The sequence below is a fragment of the Streptomyces sp. NPDC040405 genome, from assembly GCF_055595765.1.
Genome location: NZ_JBVIVI010000006.1, coordinates 374166 through 392538, shown reverse-complemented (window position 1 = coordinate 392538; position 18373 = coordinate 374166). Strand labels below are relative to the sequence as shown.

Here is an 18373-nt window from a genome sequence, read left to right as displayed (position 1 = left end):
GCGGCGGGGGCCCTGTGCGGGGGAGGCAGGGCGTGTTTTAATAAAGCAGTTGCCTTTCATAATCGGCATGACGCAAGGGCGCGTCAAGAGCCGATCCGAGGTCGGTGTCAGAGGTCGGTGTCAGCGATCACTGTCGGAGGCCGACAGCAGGAGCCGACGCCAGGAGGCTGAATCCGTTGGTCATGCCCAGGGGTCTCGGGGGCCGCGACGACGGGTCCCCCGCCACGGCCGCCGTCCCGCAGACGCGCTGGCCGATGGACCACGACGCGGAGCCGGGCCCGCCCCTGCCCGCGGTGGTCGGCGTGGCGGACCTGCGCGCCACGAACGCCGCCGCCATCCTGGCCGCCGTCCGCTCCACGGAGCGCCACCCCCGGCTGTCGGAGCTGGTCAAGGCCACCAAGCTGTCCCGCCCCACGGTGGAGGCCATCGTGGACGAGCTGGCCGACTGCGGCCTCATCGAGACCGCCGCGGCGGAGTCCGCGCGCGGCCAGCGCTCCCCCGGCCGCCCGGCCCGCCGGTTCCGCTTCCGGGCCCGGGCAGGCTTCGTCGTCGGCGTCGACGTACGGGCCCGGTCGGTGACCGCCTGCCTCGCCGACCTGGACGGGCGATCGGTGGCGGTCGAGCGCAAGGCGGTACGTGCCGACCTCACCGGCCGCGCCCGCGCCCGCGCCGTGACGACGGTGATCGACGCCGCCGTCGGCCGGGCGGGCGTCGACACCCGTCGAGTGTGGGCCGCGACGGTCGGCACCCCCGGCCTGGTCGACCGGGACAACCTCACCATCCGGCAGGCCGACAACCTCAAGGACTGGGCCCGGGCGGACATCGTCGGCATCCTGCGCGACCGGCTCGGCTGCCAGGTGACCGTGGAGAACGACGCCAACCTCGCCGCGCTCGGCGAGCGGTGGCGCGGCGTCGGCGGCGACACCGACGAGATGATCTTCGTGCTGCTGGGTGAGCGGCTCGGCGCGGGTGTGATCACCGGTGGCCGGCTGCTGCGGGGCCACCACGGGGCGGCCGGTGAGATCGGCTTCATCCGCTTCCCCGGCGAGCCCGCTCCCCCGCCCCCGGGCCTGGCGCCGCAGGCTTCGGACACCGTCCGGAACGCGGCCGCGGGCGACCCGGACGCGGCCCGGGCCGTCGCCTCGTACGGACATCGGCTGGCCGACGGCATCGCCCCGGTCCTGCTCGCGCTCGACCCGGCGCTGGTCGTGCTCGGCACCGGCCCGTTCGGCGCCCCCGACCTGCTGCCCGCCGCCGAACTCCTCCTCGACGCCGCTCAAGCCCACGCCGACGGCCTCCTCGTGGACCCGCCGCGCTGGCGGCTGTCGGCCCTCGGCGACGAGGCCGTGATCACGGGCGCGGTCCGCCTCGCGCTCTCCTCCGTCGAGGCCGTGCTGCGCACCCGCCCCACCAGCCTCGCCCCGAAGTAGGCGCCGAGGCGGTGCCCGCGCCTCGGGCTTCGTGCTCCAGCCGCACGCCAACGCGGGCAGGCACCATGGCCCAAGTTCGAGGCCGACAGCGCGGTCCGGTTCTTCAGTTCGACCTGATGGGTCGTCGGCGTGCGCGTCAGCGCTGCTCGAGTTCAGCGGCGGTCGCCACGGTCCGGCGGTGGCGGCCGCGCAGGAGCCCGGCCGCCACCGCCGCGGAGACCAGACTGAGGAGGCCGACGGTGGCGGCCATGCTGCCGACGGCGGACTCCACGCCGATCAGCACGAGGGGGCAGAGGAACTCGCCCGCGAAGAACGCCGCCGTCCACAGGCCGGTGCCACGTCCGCGGTCGGCGTAGCCCAGCCTGGACATCGCCACCGTGAGCAGCGAGGGCAGCAGGACACCGGCGCCGAGGCAATTGACGACGCCGCCGATGATCAGAAGTGCCGGGGAGCCGGAGAGGCCGATCACGGCGAAGCCCAGGGCGCACAGGGCGAAGACCGCCGGCAGCCTGCCCTCGGGTCTGCCGGGCAGCCTGGTGAAGGCGATCGCACCCGCCACGGTGGCAGCGCTGGCGAGTGCCGTGGCCAGTCCGATGGCCCCGGTGGACGTCACGCCCATGTCATCGAGCAGATACGGCATTTCGACGGGCACGGTGTAGAAGACCGTCCCGCCGAACACCGTCAGCCCGCAGATCCCGGCCAGCCTCCGCACGGGAAAGGGGCGGGCCTCGGCGGCCTTTTCGGCCGTGGCGGCGGTCGGCCCGCGCCTGGGTAGGGTGGCGGCCATGGCGGGCGCCAGGAGGAGGCCGATCGCGTAGATCCAGAAAGGCGCGCGCCAGCCCGCCGAGCCCGCCGCACCGCCGATCACGAAGAACGCGGTGGCGGAGGCCGAGGCACACATGGTCTGCAGAGCGAGGTAGCGGTCCCGGGCCCGGCCGGTGTAGTAGTCGCCGATCAGCGTGGTACAGCACGTCATGATCGCCGCCTCCGTGATGCCGACCAGGACGCGGCTGGCCACGATCGCGGCGAGCGAGTCCAGCCACAGCGGAGCGGTGCCGAACACCGCGTACAGCACGGTCGCGCCGACCAGCAGGCGCGTGCGGCCCAGCCGGTCGGCGATGACGCCCGCGAACGGGGCCAGCAGGGCGAGCGCGAGCGCCGGGATCGTCAGGACGATGGGGACGAGGGTCTTCGCGCCGGGCACCGAGGCGAAGTGGTCCTGCATCTTCGGCAGCACCGGAGCGATCAGGACGGCGCCGAGGACCGGCAGGCAGCTGCCCGCCATGAGGAGCGTGGCGCGCAGCGCGCCGCCCGTCTTCTCGGCACTCGTGGCGGGGTTGGAGGCGGGCAGGGAAACGGATCCGGGCATACGGGGACTCCACATGCGGCCACGGGGGTGCGACGCCGTACAGCCGCAGGGGCATCGGTGCACCCGAAAGGGGACGGCGCCCGGACAGCGGGCGCGGGAACTGCCCCGACTATCGGCCACACCGGCTGCCGCGCCTAGTCCTCGCGCGATCGGAAGTCCGGATCGCTTTCATCCGCCGGATCGATACCCATCGATGCCGCCACCCGGGCGGCCGCCTCGCGCAGCCACATGTGCGCGGCGTCGTGCGTGTGCACGGGATGCCACCACAGGGCCTGCTGAAGGGTCACCACCTCGTAGGGCGGCCGCATGATCCGCACCGGGCAGACACCCCGCAGGCGCTCCGCGAGCAGTCGCTGGACGAGGGCGATGCGGCGGGTTCCGGCGACCAGGAACGGCAGGGTCAGGAAGCTGTCGACGGAGACCTCGGCCCGGGGCTCGATGCCGAGCATGCCGAGTTGGTGGACCGCCGGAGCGTCGTAGGTGCGCAGGTACGTCACCCAGGGCAGCCGTGCCAGATCGTCCCGGGTGAGGTGTTCGCCGACCTCGGGGTTGTCCTCGGAAACCAAGAACACCCACTGGTCCTGGTACAGCTCGGTGGCGGGGAAGCCGCTGATGATGCCGTGCGGCATGAGCAGGCCGTCGGTGGTGCTCAGCAGGGTGCCGACGGTGTCGACGATCCCGGGCGGTGTCTGGGTGAACCGCAGCCGGATGCCCGGCGCCTCCTGGTGGACGATCCGGGCGAGTTCGGCGCCGAAGACGGCCACGGCGTAGTCGGAGGAGACGAGGGTGAACTCGCGGGACTCGGTGGCCGGGTCGAAGTCGGCCTGGCTGGAGAAGACGCGTTCCAGCAGGTCACAGGCGGTGGAGGTGCGATCGAGGAGGACCTGGCCGAGGGCGGTGAGCTCGTAGTGGCCGCCGGAGCGGGAGAGCAGGTCGTCGGCGAAGTGGCGGCGCAGCCGGGCCAGGGCGGCGCTCATCGCCGGCTGGCTGAGGCCGATCGCCCGTCCGGCGCGGGTGACGTTGCGCTCCTCAAGGAGGGCGCGCAGGGCGACGACGAGGTTGAGGTCGAGGCTGGCCAGGTTCACGGCACGCTCCCACGGGTCCGGCAGGCGAAGACATAACAGAAGGCATGGCCAGAAGCTATAAACAGCATGGATGATGCGCATCCACAGAATCGATTTCCCAGATTACGGCAGGTGGGGCCAGATTAGTTGCACCGCACTGAGGAGGACACGTCCGTGTACCCAGCCGCCCCGTCCGCGCCTTTCGCCGGGCCTTTCGCCCTCGGCACTCTCTCCGCCACCGAGGCTCCCCCTGCTCCCGATGGCTTCGCCGGGCGTCCCTTTCCCGCCCTGGTAACGCCGCCCGGCCGGGTGCTCGACCTGCGTACGGCCCTCGATGCCCCGGGGCTCACCCTCCGCGGACTTCTGGAACGCTGGGCCGAGGTTCTGCCCCGGCTGAACGCCCTCGTCGCGGAGGGGTCCGGCGACTGGCGGCCACTTGAGGGCATGACGGTGCACGCTCCCGTCGAACCCCGGCAGGTCTTCCAGTCCGGTGCCAACTACCGGCAGCACGTGATCGACCTGGAGGTCGCCCACCGCTCCCCCGACGACCCACGCACGGCCGAGGAGGCGCGTACCGAGATCGGGGAGATCATGGACCGGCGGGCGCGCGAGGACCTGCCGTACGTGTTCATCGGCCTGCCCGGCGCGATCACGGGCCCGTACGACGATGTCGTCCTCCCCGCATGGTCGGAAAAGCCGGACTGGGAGCTGGAGTTGGCGGCCGTGATCGGCAGGCCCGCGCACCACGTCGGTGTCGAGGAGGCCCTGGAGTACGTCGCCGGTTACACGATCGCCAACGACCTCACCGACCGGGCGACGGTCTTCCGCCGGGACATGCCCGCCATCGGTACCGACTGGCTGCGCAGCAAGAACGCCCCCGGCTTCACCCCGCTCGGCCCCTGGATCGTCCCCGCCGGGTCGCTCGCGGACCCGGGTGACCTGCGGGTCACGCTGAAGCTGAACGGCGACACCATGCAGGACGGGTCCACCGAGGACATGATCTTCAACGTCGCGCGGCTCGTGTCGTACGTCTCCCAGGCCGCCCGGCTCCTGCCCGGCGACCTGGTGCTGACGGGCAGTCCGGCGGGCAACGGCATCCACTGGGGGCGGCTGCTGCGCGACGGCGACATCATGGAGGGCTCCATCACCGGGCTGGGTGCGCAGCGCACCCGGTGCGTCAGGGAGACCGGGTGAACCGCCACGACCCCGAGGGCGCGATAGGAGAGGCCGCCACGTCGTACTCGAACTGGGGACGTTGGGGCGAGGACGACCGCCTCGGCACCCTCAACTTCCTCGACGAGGCCAAGCGCCGCGAGGGAGCGGCCCTCGTCCGGCGCGGTGTGAGCTTCTCCCTCTCGCAGCGCTTCGACATGGACGGCCCGCAAAAGGGCTGGCGGCGGCGGACCAACCCGGTGCACACCATGCTGGACACCGGCACCGACGCGGCCCTCGGCAACCAGGGCTTCCCGCACGGCATCGGCGGCGCGGACGATGTGATCGCGATGCCCCTTCAGTGCTCCACGCAGTGGGACGGGCTCGGGCACATCTTCGACCACGGCAAGGCATGGAACGGGCGCGACGCCGCCAGGACCGTCACCTCCGACGGCGACCTCGTCACCGGTATCGAGCACATGGCGCCGTATGTCGCCGGACGCGGTGTGCTCCTCGACGTCGGGCGCGGCATGGGCGAGGACGGCGAGCTGCGCGACGGTTTCGCCATCACCGAGGAGCATCTGAGTGCGACGGCCGAGGCGCACGGCGTGCGCGTCGGCCGTGGCGACATCGTCGTCGTACGCACCGGTCAGCTCGCCCGCGTCCGCCGCGAGGGGTGGGGCGACTACGCCGGCGGTCCGGCGCCCGGCCTGTCCTTCAGCACGGCCGACTGGCTGCACCGTACCGAGATCACCGCGATCGCCACCGACACCTGGGGGTTCGAGGTGCGGCCCAATGAGTTCGAGGGCGCCTTCCAGCCCCTGCACCAAGTCGCCATCCCCCACATCGGGCTGCTCATCGGCGAGATGTGGGACCCGGACGCGCTCGCCGCCGACTGCGCGGCGGACGGTGTGTACGAGTTCTGGCTCACCGCCGCGCCCCTTCCCATCACCGGCGCCGTCGGCTCCCCGGTCAACCCGATCGCCGTCAAGTAACCAGCGGACAAAGGGAACTTCTGCCATGACCGAGATGACCAAGGCCCGCAGCGTCCTCGTCATCGGCGGCGGCGCATCCGGCAACGCCGTCACCATCCTGCTGCGCCGGGCCGGGATCGCCGTCGACCTGGTCGAAGCCGATCCCGGCTGGAATGCCACCACCGGTTCCGGCATCACCCTGCAGGGCAACGCCCTGCGGGTCCTGCGCGCACTCGGCGTGTGGGAACGGGTGGAGGCCTCCGGATTCCCCTTCGGCTCGCTGGGCGTGACCGCACCCGACGGCACCGTCCTGCACATCGCCGAGGACATCAAAACCGGAGGCGACGACCTGCCCGCCACGCTCGGCATGCAGCGCCCCCAGCTTCAGCGGATCCTCATCGACGCGGTCCGCGCCTCCGGCGCCACCGTACGCCTGGGCACCACCGCCGAGGCCCTGGACCAAGACCTGGACGGTGTCTCGGTGCGGTTCAGCGACGGCACGCAGGGCCGCTACGACCTGGTCATCGCCGCCGACGGCGTCCACTCCGCGACCCGCGCCGTGATCGGCATCGTCGACAGACCCGAACCCACGGGCATGGCCATCTGGCGCGCCTCCGCCCCGCGCCCCGCGGGCGTGGTACGCACCGACCTCGCCTACGGCGGCCCGGCCTACATCGCCGGATACTGTCCCACCAGCGAGAACACCCTCTACGCGTACGTCGTCGAGGCCCGCCGCCACCGGGAGACCATCGACCCGGCCAGTTACGCGGAGGAGATGCGGCGGCTCGCGCGGGGCTACGGCGGGGCGTGGCCGGAGATCGTGCGGCACATCACCGACGCGTCGAGGGTCAACTACACCTGGTTCAACCGGCTGCTGGTCGAAGGGTCCTGGCACCGCGGCCGGGTCGTACTGGTCGGCGATGCCGCTCACTGCTGCCCGCCCACCGTGGCCCAGGGTGCGGCCATGTCCCTGGAGGACGCCCTCGTGCTCGCCGACCTACTCACAAGCGGATGGGAGTGGAACGACGAGCTGTTCCAGGACTACTACGAGCGCCGCGCACCCCGGGTGCGGGCCGTTGTCGACGCGTCGGTGCAGATCGGGCAGTGGCAGCTGGACGGCGTACACGACGCCGATGTACCGGGCCTGCTGGTCCGCACGATGAACCTGCTGAAGGAGCTGCCGTGACGGCACCCGTCATCGATGTGCACGCGCATGTCCTGCTACCCGAGGTCGAGGCCCTGGTCGCGGAGCTGCCCGGGGCGGCTGAGGCCAGGGCACTCGACGCCCGTCGCAATGGCCCCGCGGCACTCGCTGTGAACGGCCCCATGGTGCGCGAGCGCGTTCCGAAGCTGACCGACGCGGGACTGCGGCTGGCCGCGATGGACACGCAGGGCGTGGATGTGCAGCTGGTCAGCCCCTCCCCCTCGCACTACCACTACTGGGCCGACGAGGAAACGGCCGACAAGGTCTACCGGCTCGCCAACGAGGCGACGGCCGCACACTGCGCGCGGGCCCCCGGCCGCCTGTACGGACTGGGCCTGATTCCCCTCCAGCACCCGGGCCAAGCCGTACCCGCGCTCGAACACGCCTTGGAACAGGGCCTGTTGGGGGTGGAAATCTCCAGCCACGCGCCCGAGCAGGAGCTGTCGGACCCGGCGTACGAACCCCTCTGGACGCGGGCCGAGCAGACCGGCGCGATCCTCTTCCTGCATCCCTTCGGCTGCACGCTCGACGAGCGCCTGGCCCGGTGGTACCTGTCCAACACCGTCGGCCAGCCCACCGAGAACGCCGTCGCACTGTCCCATCTGATCTTCTCCGGTGTACTGGACCGCCACCCCGGGCTGAAGGTGATCGCCGCGCACGGGGGCGGCTATCTGCCCACCCATATCGGCCGCTCCGACCATGCCTGGTCCGCCCGTTCCGACGCGGCCGCGGGCTGCGCACACCTGCCCAGCAGCTATCTGCGCCGCCTGTACTTCGACTCCCTCGTCCACGACCCTTACGTAGTGCGGGAGTTGATCCGCGTCGTCGGCGCCGACCGCGTCCTGCTCGGCTCCGACTACCCCTTCGACATGGGCACCGAGGACCCGGTCGGCGCGCTGCGCGCCGCCCGGCTGCCGGACCATGACGCCGATGCCGTACGCGGCGGCAACGCGGCACGCCTACTGCGCCTGATCTGACCTCCACCTGCCCCCGCCTGACCCCACACAGGAGGAAACCCGCCATGAGCGCACGTCTGCTCACCCACCTGCGGCACGTCGACCTCGCCGTGCCCGACTACGACAAGCAGCTCGACTTCTACTCCGGCGTCTGGGGCCTGGCCACGGTCGCCGAGGACTCCGGCATCTCCTTCCTGGCCGCCGAGGGCTCCCCGGAGCAGTACGTCATACGGCTGCGCAGGGCGGAGGAGAAGCGGCTCGACCTCGTCTCCTACGGCGCCGCGAACCGGGCCGACGTGGATGCCCTCGCCGAACAACTCCTCTCGGACGGAGTGCAGTTGGTCTCTCAGCCGGGCAGGGTTGACACGCCCGGCGGCGGATACGGCTTCCGCTTCTTCGACGTCGACGGACGCACCATCGAGGTCTCGGCCGACGTCCGGGTACGGCAGCACCGCAGGATCGAGGAGAAGGAGCCGATCCCGGTCAAGCTGTCCCATGTGGTCCTCAACTCCCCCGATCTGAACCGCACCCGGGAGTGGTACGAGCGCCACCTCGGCTTCCGTCTCTCCGACACCCTGCACTCGCCGCACATGGGCGAGGTCATGCACTTCATGCGGATCAGCAGCCAGCACCACTCCATGGCCATCGCCCAGGGCCCGCACACCGCGCTGCACCACGTCTCCTTCGAGATGCGCGGCATCGACGAGTACATGCGCGGCACCGGCCGTCTGCTGCGGGCCGGGGTCCGCAAGATCTGGGGCCCCGGCCGGCACATGGCGGGTGACAACACCTTCTCGTACTTCCTGGACCCCCACGGCAATACCGTCGAGTACACCACCGAGCTGGAGCAGCTCGACGAGGACACCTGGCACCCGCACGTCTACGACTTCTCCCGGCCCGAGGTCACCGACCAGTGGGGCACGGCCAACCCGATGAACGAACTGGTGGCCAAGGAGTCGTTCAACGACGTCGACCGCGGCGTGTTCGTCGCCCCGCCGGTCTGATCCCCCACCACATCCGACCAAGAAATCCGAGCTGGAGCCGTGACGATGCGCTTCGCCGCCTACGAACACCACCATCAGCAGCACGTCGCCGTCGTCGGGGACCACGGCGCTCTCCATCCGGTCCCCGGCGCACGATCGCTCACCGAGCTGATCCCGCCGCGGCCCGCGGACGCGGTGGCGGCGCTCCTCGACGCGGGCACGGCCGCCCTCGATGCCGCGGCCGGACCCCATGTGTCCCAGGTGCGGCTGCTGCCCCCGCTACAGCCACCCACCGTACGGGACTTCGTGACCTTCGAGGAGCACGTGGAGGGCGTGCGGCGGTGGGTCGACGGGACCGCCGGGGTACCGGATGCCTGGTACGACGCGCCGGTCTTCTACTTCACCAACCCCTACGCGGTCATCGGCCCGTACGACGACGTCCCTGTGCCACCGGGCTCGCACGTCCTGGACTTCGAGCTGGAGGTCGCCGCCGTCATCGGCCACGAGGGCCGCGACCTCACACCCGCGCAGGCCCGCGACCACATCCTCGGCTACACCGTCTTCAACGACTGGTCGGCCCGTGACCTCCAGTCCCGGGAGATGCAGGTGCGCCTCGGCCCGTGCAAGGGCAAGGACTCGGCCACCACGCTCGGCCCGTACCTGGTGACCGCCGACGAGCTGGAGCCGTACCGGGACGCCGAAGGCTTTCTGCGTCTCGCGCTCACCGCCGAGGTCAACGGAGAGGTGGTCGGCCGGGACCTGCTGTCCAACATGAGCTGGACCTTCGAGGAAATGGCCGCCTACGCCTCGCGTGGCACCCGGGTCCGGCCCGGGGACGTACTCGGCTCGGGCACCTGCGGCAACGGCGGCTGCCTCGCCGAACTGTGGGGCCTGCGTGGGGAACAGACCCCTTCCCCGCTGAAGCCCGGCGATTCCGTCACCCTCACCGTGGAAGGCATCGGTTCCGTGTCCAACACCGTGGTGGCGGGGCCCGCCCCAGTCCCGCTCCCCGCCGCCCGCCGACGCGCCCGGGAGCGGCCATGACCGTCCCGCGCCGCTGGGCGCACCTCCCCCCTCCGGCGGAGCCGAGAGCTCGCGGGAGGCTGACGGGCAGACTCCTGGTCGTCACGGGAGCCGCCCGCGGCCAGGGTGCGGCCGAGGCCGAGGCGCTCGCCCGTGAGGGGGCCCGGGTCATCGCGACCGACATCGAGCCGGTGGGCGATTGCCGCCGTCTGGACGTCACCAGCGACCAGGAGTGGTCCGTACTCGCCGCCGTGCTGCGGGAGACTTACGGCCAGGTCCACGGCCTGGTCAACAACGCGGGCGTCACATGGCGGGCCCGCCTCGGCGAGGTACGCCCGGAGGACTTCGACCGCGTCCACACGGTCAACGTCACCGGGCCCCTGCTGGGCATCCAGCATCTGGCCCCGCTGATGCCACCCGGCTCGTCCATCGTCAACGTGGGGTCCGCCGCCGGGCTCACCGGCCACTATCCGGTCGCCTACACGGCGAGCAAGTGGGCGCTGCGGGGCATGTCGAGGACGGCTGCGACCGAGCTCGGTCCGCGCGGTATCCGTGTCAACACCATCCACCCGGGTTTCATCGAATCCGAGATGACCGCCTCCGCCGCCCCCGCATTCCGCGAGGCCAACATCCGCGAGACCCCGCTCGGCCGCACCGGCACCGTTGACGAGATCACCCCGCTCGTCGTGTTCCTGCTGTCCGGCGAGGCGTCCTTCATCACCGGCGCCGAGATCCCGGTCGACGGCGGCCTCACCGCGCACGGAGGCGCCAAGTCGATCTCCGACGCCTTGCGCGCCGAGGCACCGTGAGGCGGCCGCCCGCCGTCCTCAGGAGGCCTGGCACGGTGACGCTCGTCAGCGGCCGAAGTTCCCGGCCAGGCCGCAACAGCCAGAATCCAGGCTGGTGTTGTCGACGCCCATACGGTGCAGCAGTGTGCCGTCGGCGCCGAACCCGGAGGTCGCGTGCTGGTGGCAGTGGGTCTGGCTGATCGAGCGGGCCTCGACGGCCGGCGGCTGCCAGTCGGGTGCGTGGTGGACGAGGAGTTCGGCGAGGGTGACGGTGGCCAGGGCGCGGGCGTCGTCGCCGCCCCCGTCGCCCCCGTCGCCCCCGTCGCCCCCGTCGCCGTCGAGCAGTTCGGGCAGGTCGCTCTTGAGGGCTGCCGTGCAGCTGGGTTCGAGGCCGACGACCGGGATGCCCGCGCGCACCGCGGGAGCGAGCACGGCGGTGGTGCGCCGGGCGATACGGCGGGCGGTGCCGAGCTGCCCGGTGGTGATCCAGGTCAGCCCGCAGCACTGGGTCCCGTCGGGAACCTGGACGCGGAACCCGGCGTTCTCCAGCACCGCCACCCCCGCGCGGAGGACATCGGGGGTGAAGTGGTTGTTGAACGAGTCGGCCCACAGCACGACCGGCCCCCGGTGGCCGTCGCCCTGCGGCGCGCGCCTGCGGAACCACGACAGGAAGGTCTGGTCCGCGAAGCGCGGGATCTCCCGCTCCGCGGCGATGCCGCCCAGCCGTTTGACCAGGGGCGCGAGCCGTGACGACGTCAGCGCGTTGACCAGCCGCGGCATGCGGGCGGCCGGACGGGACAGCAGGGGCAGCCAGCCCATGGTGTAGTGCGAGGCGGGCCGGACGCGCCGCTTGTAGTGGTGGTGCAGGAACTCCGACTTGTAGGTGGCCATGTCGACGCCGACCGGGCAGTCGGTGCCGCATCCCTTGCAGGACAGGCACAGGTCCAGCGCGTCGCGGACCTCGTGGGAGCGCCAGCCGTCGGTGATGACCTCGCCCTGGGGCATCTCGTGGAGCAGGCGGGCGCGGCCCCGGGTGGAGTCCTTCTCGTCGCGGGTGACCCGGTAGCTGGGGCACATGACGCCACCGCTCGGGGCCGCGGTACGGCACTTGCCGACGCCGACGCAGCGGCGGGTGGCCTTGGCGAAGTCGCCGTCGTCGGCGTGGAAGGGGAACACCGTCGTCAGCGGGAGCGGCGTGCGGTGCGGGCTGACCCGCAGGTTGCCGTCCATGGGCAGTGGGCGCACGATCATGCCGGGGTTGAGGCCGTTGTCGGGGTCCCAGATGCTCTCGAACTCCTCGAACAGGGCGATGACTTCGGGCCCGTACATGAGCGGCAGCAGTTCGGAGCGGGCCTGGCCGTCGCCGTGCTCGCCGGACAGTGAGCCGCCGAGTTCGGCGAACAGCCAGGCCCTCGCGGCGGGCAGGGTGTCGATGGCCGCGCGTGTCTCGGGTCGCCGAACACCTCTCCGCAGTCCGCCCGGGCGAGGGCGCGGGTCACCGCTGCCGGGTCGACGCCGCCGCTGCCTGCTGCTGTCGTGCTCACCGCGCCCGCTCCTTCTGTGCTCACCGCTCACGTGGGACACTCACCGGTCGTGTGCGCCCGGCCGTCCCACGATGTGGGCGCGCGCGGACCCTCCACAAGGCCCAGCAGGGCGATAGTCTTGACGGAAGAGGGCAAGCGTTCCTTATGCTCCTGGTGCACCGTCTCCGCCGTCCGCCCCGTGTCCCCGAGGAGCCGCGTTGCTCAAGCCCCAGCACCTCCTCACGCTGAAGGCCGTCGTCGGCAGCGGCTCGTTCGCCGTCGCGGCCCGCGACCTCGGCTACACCGCCTCCGCGATCTCGCAGCAGATCTCGGCCCTGGAGAAGGACACCGGTCTGGTCCTGTTCGAGCGGGAGGCGCACGGGATCCGTCCGACCGCCGCGGCCCACCGGCTGGTCGACCTCAGCGGCCGGGCCCTGGCCGCCCTGGACGACCTGGACCAGCAGGTGCGGGAGCTGGCCACCGGGGTCACCGGGCGGCTGCGGCTGGGCAGCTTCCCGACGGCGAGCGTCCGGCTGGTGCCCGCCGCGCTGTCGGCGCTCGTCGAAACCCACCCCCGGGCGCGGATCCAGCTGGAGGAGGGCGAACCGGAGGATCTCATCCCCCTGCTCAGCAGCGGCGACCTGGACATCGCCCTGGTCTACGAATACGGGCTCAGCCCCCGGCAGTGGCCCGACGGGCTGACCCGCCACCCCCTGCTGCGGGAGGACCTGGTCCTGCTGCGGGCCGCGGACAGCCAACTGGGGTCGGCTCTCCCCCAGTTGGCCGAGGCACGCTGGATCACCAGCGGGGAGGGCACGGCCGGGGCCCGCTCGCTGGTCCGGCTCTGCGCGGCCGCCGGGTTCGACGCGGAGGTCGCGTTCCGCAGCAACAACTACGACGTCGTACGGGAGTTGGTGTCCACGGGGCTCGGCGTGGCCGTCGTCCCGGCGCTCGGCCACGCGCCCAGCGGGGCGATCCAGGCCACCCGGCTCACGCAGCGGTCCGCGCACCGCCAGGTGATGGCGCTGCACCGCGCCGAGAACACCAACCCCCTGCTCCGCACGGTGCTCGACACCCTGCGGCGCGCGGTGCCCGGCGGCGAGCCGTTTCTGCACCCGGTCGAGGAGCCCGCGCCGTGATCTCCGCTACCGGGGCGGGACCTGGCCCGCCTCGGGCTCGGGCTCGTCGGAGTCCGTCATGGCGTCGAGGGCGTCGAGGTCCACCGAGTCCCCGGGCATGACGCGCCGGGTGCGGCGGTATCCGTACAGCGCGTAGATGAGCAGGCCCGCCACGAGCCAGCCGCCCATCCGGACCCAGGTCTCCCAGTGCAGGAACGACATGAGCCAGACGGAGAACACCATCCCGAGGACCGGCACGACGGGCATGCCCGGACAGCGGAAACCCCGCTTGAGGTGGGGCTTGGTGTAGCGCAGGACCAGAACGGCCGCACAGACCACCACGAAGGCCAGCAGCACGCCGATGTTGGTGAGGTCGGCGACGGCGTTGATGGGCAGCAGACCCGCGAAGACGGCGGCCACGCCGCCGATGACCCAGGTGGCGCGGTGCGGAACCTTGCGCTTCGGGTGGATGGCGCCGAACCACGCGGGCATCAGCCCGTCCCGGCTGAGGGCGTACCACAGGCGGGACGCGCCCATCATGAAGGAGAACGTCACGGTGACGATGCCGATCACCGCGCCGACGGCGATGACATTGGCCAGCCCGTTCAGCCCGACGCTCGCGAAGGCGCTGGAGATGCCGCTGTTCGGGTTGAGTTCGCTGTAGTTCTGGACGCCGGTGAGCACGATGCACACCAGGACGTACAGCACCATCGAGATCGCCAGGGAGAGCATCATCGCCTTGGGCAGCTTGCTGCGTGCCTCCACCGACTCCTCCGCGGCCGTGCTCAGGGCGTCGTAGCCGAACACCGCGAAGAAGACCGTCGCCGCACCGGTGAACGCCCCGTCGAGGCCGAAGGGGGCGAAGGGCGTCAGATTGTCGGTGTCGACCTTGGTGAAGCCGACCACGATCACGACGAGCACGATGGCGATCTTGACGAAGGTCAGAACCGTTTCCACCCGTGCCGAGGTGCGGGTGCCGCGCGTCAGCAGCCAGGCCACCCCCAGGCAGATCAGGGCCGCCAGCAGATCGATCCGGTGGCCGTCGCCGGTGCCGGGCGCGCCCAGCGCCCAGGTGGGCAGGTGGATGCCGACGGCGTCCAGCAGGAAGCCCATGTAGCCCGACATGCCGATCGCGACCACGGCGACGATGGCGGTGTACTCCAGCAGCAGGTCCCAGCCGATGATCCAGCCGACGATCTCTCCGAGGACGGCGGCGCAGTACGTGTACGACGATCCGGCCTTGGGGACCAGCCCGGCGAACTCCGCGTAGGCGAAGGCGGCGCACAGCGAGGCCGCACCGGCCACCAGGAACGAGATCAGCACGGCCGGACCGGCGACATTCTTGGCCACGGCCGCGGCCAGGGAGAAGATTCCGGCCCCGATGATGGCGCCGATGCCGATCATGGTGAGCTGGGTGAGGCCGAGCGTGCGCACCATGCGCTCACCGGTGGGCTGTTCGGAGGGAAGGGTGCGCCGGAAGACTCCCTGCGGCCCTCTGCCCAGCAAGGGCGGAAGGGGGTATTTCGGGGTGTGGTTCGGGGACATCGCTCTCTCCCTGTCGGCCGGCGGCGGCCCGGAGGCCGCCGTCGTGGCGGGATCACCACTGGCCCGAAACCATCGCCCACGGCTCGCGGTGGGCAAAAGACACCTCAGCGCGACAACTTACGGGCCTGAGGCCAAGCAAAGCTGGCGCAGGCACGGGGCCGGTGACACCGGGGAAGCGCGCATGGGGTACGGGTTGTCCCATGCCTGCCACGTTGAGTCCCACGAAATCCCGCGCCGCGCTCCGCGCATCGGCGCGTATTTCCCTTGAGTTGTTGCTGGTCCTGGTGATGGCCTCGGTGGTCCTCTGGACGCTGGGTCAGATGTGGTCGGTGGTCTGGCCGCTCGTCGTCGGCCTGCTCCTCACCACGCTGACCTGGCCCCTGGCCCATTTTCTGCGCGGGCACGGGTGGCCTCCCGCACTGGCCGCCTCGGCCGTGACCGTGCTGTTCCTCCTGGTCGCCACGGGCATCGTGGCGCTGATCGCCGTACCGGTGGCCTCCGAGTCCGGTCAGCTGACCAAGGGCGTGGCCGAAGGCATCCGCCAGGTGCGCGAGTGGGCCGCCGGGCCACCGCTGAACATCGGCGACGCCCAGATCTCCGAGGCATCCGACACCGCGGCCGCCCGCATACAGAGCAGTGCCGGAAGCATGATCACCGCGGTGGTGACGGGGGTGAGCACCGTGATCAACGGTGTGGTCACGGCCGTCCTGGCGCTCTTCCTGATGTTCTTCTTCCTCAAGGACGGCCCGCGGTTCCTGCCGTGGCTCGCCCGCCAACTGCCCGGTCGGCTCGCCACCGACATCCCGGCGGTGGCCGCGCGCAGTTGGGACACGCTGGGCACCTTCGTGCGTTCCCAGGCGCTGGTCGGGCTGCTCGACGCCATCCTCATCGGACTCGGCCTGTGGGCCCTGGGGGTGCCGCTGGTCCTCCCGCTGGCGGTCCTGACCTTCGTGTCCGCGTTCGTGCCCGTCGTAGGCGCCCTGTTCGCGGGCGCGGTCGCGGTGCTCATCGCGCTGGTGTCCAGCGGTGCGACGGACGCGCTGCTCACACTGGCCATCATCGTGGTGGTGCAGCAGCTCGAGGGCAATGTGTTCCAGCCCATGATCCAAAGCCGTGGACTCGGCCTGCACGCGGCGGTGGTCCTGCTGGCGGTGACGCTGGGCGGCAGCCTGGCGGGCATCGTGGGCAGTCTGCTCGCCGTACCGGTGGCCGCGCTGATCGGGGTGGTCTGGAAGTACGTGCGCGAGCAGCTGAGCAACCCGCCACTGGAGCCGGACACCGAAGAGGAGCCACTCTATTGAGGTTAGGCTAAGCCAAGTCACCCTGACGGTTCGTATGGGGTGGGGGCACCGAGCGCGTGGACGCGGATCCGGCGGATGCGTCCGCCGGGCCGCCGCCCCGGCTGGACGACCACGCTGACGCCGAGGCGCGCGAAGCGCGGGAGCTGGTCGGGGCGGATCAGACCGGCGCGCTCGACGCGGTGCCGGGCGCCGGGGCGCGGGCGGAGGCGCTGGGCCCGCTCCAGGGCGTCCAGGGCGATGTCGGCCGCGCGGTCGCCGATGGCGTGGACGGCGAGCTGCCCCCGGCCAGGTGGCCGTCCACGATCGTGTCCGCGAGCACCTCCGGGTCGTCCTGCACCTCCCCCCTTCGGTCCAGCCCTTCGTACAGGCTGCTGAGCGCGGCGGTCCGGGCCATCATGCCGCCGTCGGTGAAGACCTTCAGCGCGCCCACGGAGAGCCGGTCGTCGCCGAACCCGGTGCGCAGGCCGAGGTCGAGGGCCCGGGGGACACCATGAGCTGGACGCGCAGCGGCAACAGCCCTTTCTCGCTGGCGAGTTGGTAGGCACCCAGCTCGACCGGGCTACGGCCGAAGAGGGTGCCGCCGATGCCCGCCTCGGCGCAGGCGGTGACACCCTCGGCCAGGCAGGTACGGGCGGCGCGCCCGATGGCCTCGGCGAGGTCCGCCTGGGAGTGCGGCAGGCGCAGTGCGCGGGCGGCCCCCATGGCGCCCTCGGCCAGGAAACCGTTCTCAACTGACGTGAACGCCAAACTTAAGTTAGGCTCGCCTAATTGACAGGAGCTTATCCGTGTCCCTTCCTTCTCACAAGGAGACGTTCATGCGCCTGGGCGCGACCGGCAGGGAGAACGCCTTCGTCGAGTTCGGACTGCCCGGCACCCCCGGCACCGACGAGTTCTGGGCGGCGGCGGGGGCACCCGCGTCGTTACCCGCCGACGGTGGCTGGGCGACCCTGTTCCTGTGGCGCGGCTCCCCGGCGGCCCTCGCCTTCGAGAGCTGGCCGGAGCCGGTGCCGCTGTGCCGGTGGGGCGACACGGACTGCTGGTACGCCGAGGTGCGCATGCCCGCGCGGCTGCGGGTGACCTACCAGTTCCTGGTGGACGACGAAGCACACGCCGACCCGTTCAACCCCGTCGGTGCGGGCGGCGACCGGTCCATCGCCGCCACCCCGGACGCACCGGCCCAGCCGCACTGGCCCGTCGTCGGGGACACGGACGTACTGCCCCTCCCGCGCACCCGGATCCGCTGGAGCAGCGAACGGCTCGGCGGGCGGCGCACCGTGCGCGTCCACCCGGTGGGCGGCGGCGGGCCCGTGGTCCTGCTGCTCGACGGGGACGACTGGCTGTATCTGCACCCGGCCATGACCGCGTTCGACTCGGCCGTCGAAAGCGGCGACATGCCCGCCGCCACGCTCGTCTTCCTTCCGGCCAAGGACCGGGAGGCCGAGTTCGCGTGCAGGCCCGAGCTGTGGGAGGCGGTCCGGGACGAACTGCTGCCGCTGGTGGCGGAGTCCGGCGTACCGGCCGATGTGGACCGGCTGGTGGTCGCCGGGCAGAGCCTGGGCGGGCTGAGCGCGCTGTACGCGGCGCTGGAGTTCCCGGACCTGGTGACCCGTATCGCCTGCCAGTCGGGGTCGTTCTGGTGGACGCCGGACGCCATGGACCTGCCGGACCCCTTGGGCGGCCCGGTCGGCGGCGCCCTCGCCGCACGCCTGCGGGAGCGCCCCGACCTGTCCGGCCTGCGGGTCGCGTTCGACGTGGGGGAACACGAGACGCGGATGCTCCCCCACTGCGAGCTGACCGAGGCCCTGGCCGAACGGAGCGGCGCGACCGTGCGGGTCTCGCGGTCGGCGTCCGGCCACGACCGGGCGGGCTGGCGGCACGCCCTGCTCAGGGATGTCGCCTGGGCCCTGGGCCAACGGGCCTTCGGCTAGCGGGCACCCGGCTGG

14 protein-coding genes and 2 pseudogenes are annotated in these 18373 nt (G+C 71.8%); 11 read left to right on the top strand and 5 right to left on the bottom strand.

Translation table 11 applies throughout. The features are described 5' to 3' along the window. The first annotated feature begins 182 nt into the window (after nt 1-182). Entirely contained in the window at nt 183-1430 is a 1248-nt protein-coding gene (locus ACZ59A_RS26055; protein ID WP_470962754.1) for an ROK family protein, read from the top strand. 136 nt (nt 1431-1566) lie between these two features. Here ACZ59A_RS26055 and ACZ59A_RS26050 read toward each other — a convergent pair whose 3' ends face one another. Together ACZ59A_RS26050 and ACZ59A_RS26045 are read right to left on the bottom strand one after the other, a co-directional pair. Beyond that, nucleotides 1567-2799 (bottom strand): MFS transporter, encoded by a 1233-nt coding sequence (locus tag ACZ59A_RS26050; RefSeq protein ID WP_470962751.1) that lies wholly within the window; start codon nt 2797-2799, stop codon nt 1567-1569. A gap of 134 nt (nt 2800-2933) precedes the next feature. Beyond that, nucleotides 2934-3884 carry a LysR family transcriptional regulator gene (locus ACZ59A_RS26045; RefSeq protein ID WP_470962748.1) on the bottom strand — a complete coding sequence of 317 codons (951 nt, stop codon included), beginning with the start codon at nt 3882-3884 and terminating at the stop codon, nt 2934-2936. A 153-nt stretch (nt 3885-4037) separates the two neighbouring features. On the opposite strand from ACZ59A_RS26045, the gene ACZ59A_RS26040 reads away from it, so the two are divergent. From ACZ59A_RS26040 to ACZ59A_RS26010, 7 genes are read left to right on the top strand one after another with little or no spacing between them, the layout of a single operon-like run. Further along, nucleotides 4038-5057 carry a fumarylacetoacetate hydrolase family protein gene (locus ACZ59A_RS26040; RefSeq protein WP_470962745.1) on the top strand — a complete coding sequence of 340 codons (1020 nt, stop codon included), beginning with the start codon at nt 4038-4040 and terminating at the stop codon, nt 5055-5057. Further along, nucleotides 5054-6010, top strand: a complete 957-nt coding sequence (locus ACZ59A_RS26035; RefSeq protein ID WP_470962742.1) for a cyclase family protein — start codon at nt 5054-5056, stop codon at nt 6008-6010. The genes ACZ59A_RS26040 and ACZ59A_RS26035 overlap by 4 nt, the downstream gene beginning before the upstream one ends. A gap of 34 nt (nt 6011-6044) precedes the next feature. After that, nucleotides 6045-7175 (top strand): FAD-dependent oxidoreductase, encoded by a 1131-nt coding sequence (locus ACZ59A_RS26030; RefSeq protein ID WP_470963161.1) that lies wholly within the window; start codon nt 6045-6047, stop codon nt 7173-7175. Beyond that, the gene (locus tag ACZ59A_RS26025) at nt 7172-8170 is read left to right on the top strand and encodes an amidohydrolase family protein (RefSeq protein WP_470962739.1); all 999 of its coding nucleotides are present in this window, start codon (nt 7172-7174) and stop codon (nt 8168-8170) included. The genes ACZ59A_RS26030 and ACZ59A_RS26025 overlap by 4 nt, the downstream gene beginning before the upstream one ends. 44 nt (nt 8171-8214) lie before the next feature. After that, on the top strand, nt 8215-9153 hold the full coding sequence (locus ACZ59A_RS26020; RefSeq protein WP_470962736.1) for a VOC family protein: 939 nt from the start codon (nt 8215-8217) through the stop codon (nt 9151-9153). Between the two features lie 45 nt (nt 9154-9198). Further along, nucleotides 9199-10176: a fumarylacetoacetate hydrolase family protein gene (locus ACZ59A_RS26015; RefSeq protein WP_470963158.1), complete on the top strand. Its 978-nt coding sequence runs from the start codon at nt 9199-9201 to the stop codon at nt 10174-10176. Continuing rightward, nucleotides 10173-10964, top strand: coding sequence for an SDR family NAD(P)-dependent oxidoreductase (locus ACZ59A_RS26010; protein WP_470962733.1), 792 nt, complete (start codon nt 10173-10175; stop codon nt 10962-10964). The genes ACZ59A_RS26015 and ACZ59A_RS26010 overlap by 4 nt, the downstream gene beginning before the upstream one ends. Before the next feature lie 51 nt (nt 10965-11015). Here ACZ59A_RS26010 and ACZ59A_RS26005 read toward each other — a convergent pair. After that, nucleotides 11016-12353: pseudogene (locus ACZ59A_RS26005) on the bottom strand ((Fe-S)-binding protein); the annotation flags it as partial. Nucleotides 12354-12684: 331 nt separating this feature from the next. Between ACZ59A_RS26005 and ACZ59A_RS26000 the strand changes: the two are divergent. Further along, nucleotides 12685-13605, top strand: a complete 921-nt coding sequence (locus ACZ59A_RS26000; RefSeq protein WP_470962731.1) for a LysR family transcriptional regulator — start codon at nt 12685-12687, stop codon at nt 13603-13605. A 6-nt stretch (nt 13606-13611) separates the two neighbouring features. On the opposite strand, the gene ACZ59A_RS25995 is transcribed toward ACZ59A_RS26000, so the two are convergent. Continuing rightward, a complete protein-coding gene (locus tag ACZ59A_RS25995) occupies nt 13612-15021 on the bottom strand; it encodes an amino acid permease (RefSeq protein WP_470963155.1) in 1410 nt (469 codons plus the stop codon). A gap of 308 nt (nt 15022-15329) precedes the next feature. Here ACZ59A_RS25995 and ACZ59A_RS25990 point away from each other — a divergent pair, with 308 nt between their 5' ends. Then, on the top strand, nt 15330-16430 hold the full coding sequence (locus tag ACZ59A_RS25990) for an AI-2E family transporter (RefSeq protein ID WP_470962728.1): 1101 nt from the start codon (nt 15330-15332) through the stop codon (nt 16428-16430). Nucleotides 16431-16528: 98 nt separating this feature from the next. Here ACZ59A_RS25990 and ACZ59A_RS25985 read toward each other — a convergent pair. Next, nucleotides 16529-17159: pseudogene (locus ACZ59A_RS25985) on the bottom strand (amidohydrolase family protein); the annotation flags it as partial. Between the two features lie 86 nt (nt 17160-17245). Between ACZ59A_RS25985 and ACZ59A_RS25980 the strand changes: the two are divergent. Continuing rightward, on the top strand, nt 17246-18358 hold the full coding sequence (locus ACZ59A_RS25980; protein ID WP_470963152.1) for an alpha/beta hydrolase-fold protein: 1113 nt from the start codon (nt 17246-17248) through the stop codon (nt 18356-18358). Nucleotides 18359-18373 lie beyond the last annotated feature (15 nt).

Excerpts from the sequence above, each read along its gene's own strand:
- ACZ59A_RS26020 (WP_470962736.1), top strand. The coding sequence starts at position 8,215 with ATGAGCGCACGTCTGCTCACCCACCTGCGGCACGTCGACCTCGCCGTG.
- ACZ59A_RS26030 (WP_470963161.1), top strand. The coding sequence starts at position 6,045 with ATGACCAAGGCCCGCAGCGTCCTCGTCATCGGCGGCGGCGCATCCGGC.
- ACZ59A_RS26055 (WP_470962754.1), top strand. The coding sequence starts at position 183 with ATGCCCAGGGGTCTCGGGGGCCGCGACGACGGGTCCCCCGCCACGGCC.
- ACZ59A_RS25995 (WP_470963155.1), bottom strand. The coding sequence starts at position 15,021 with ATGGTGCGCACGCTCGGCCTCACCCAGCTCACCATGATCGGCATCGGC.
- ACZ59A_RS26010 (WP_470962733.1), top strand. The coding sequence starts at position 10,173 with ATGACCGTCCCGCGCCGCTGGGCGCACCTCCCCCCTCCGGCGGAGCCG.
- ACZ59A_RS26050 (WP_470962751.1), bottom strand. The coding sequence starts at position 2,799 with ATGCCCGGATCCGTTTCCCTGCCCGCCTCCAACCCCGCCACGAGTGCC.
- ACZ59A_RS25980 (WP_470963152.1), top strand. The coding sequence starts at position 17,246 with ATGCGCCTGGGCGCGACCGGCAGGGAGAACGCCTTCGTCGAGTTCGGA.
- ACZ59A_RS25990 (WP_470962728.1), top strand. The coding sequence starts at position 15,330 with ATGCCTGCCACGTTGAGTCCCACGAAATCCCGCGCCGCGCTCCGCGCA.
- ACZ59A_RS26015 (WP_470963158.1), top strand. The coding sequence starts at position 9,199 with ATGCGCTTCGCCGCCTACGAACACCACCATCAGCAGCACGTCGCCGTC.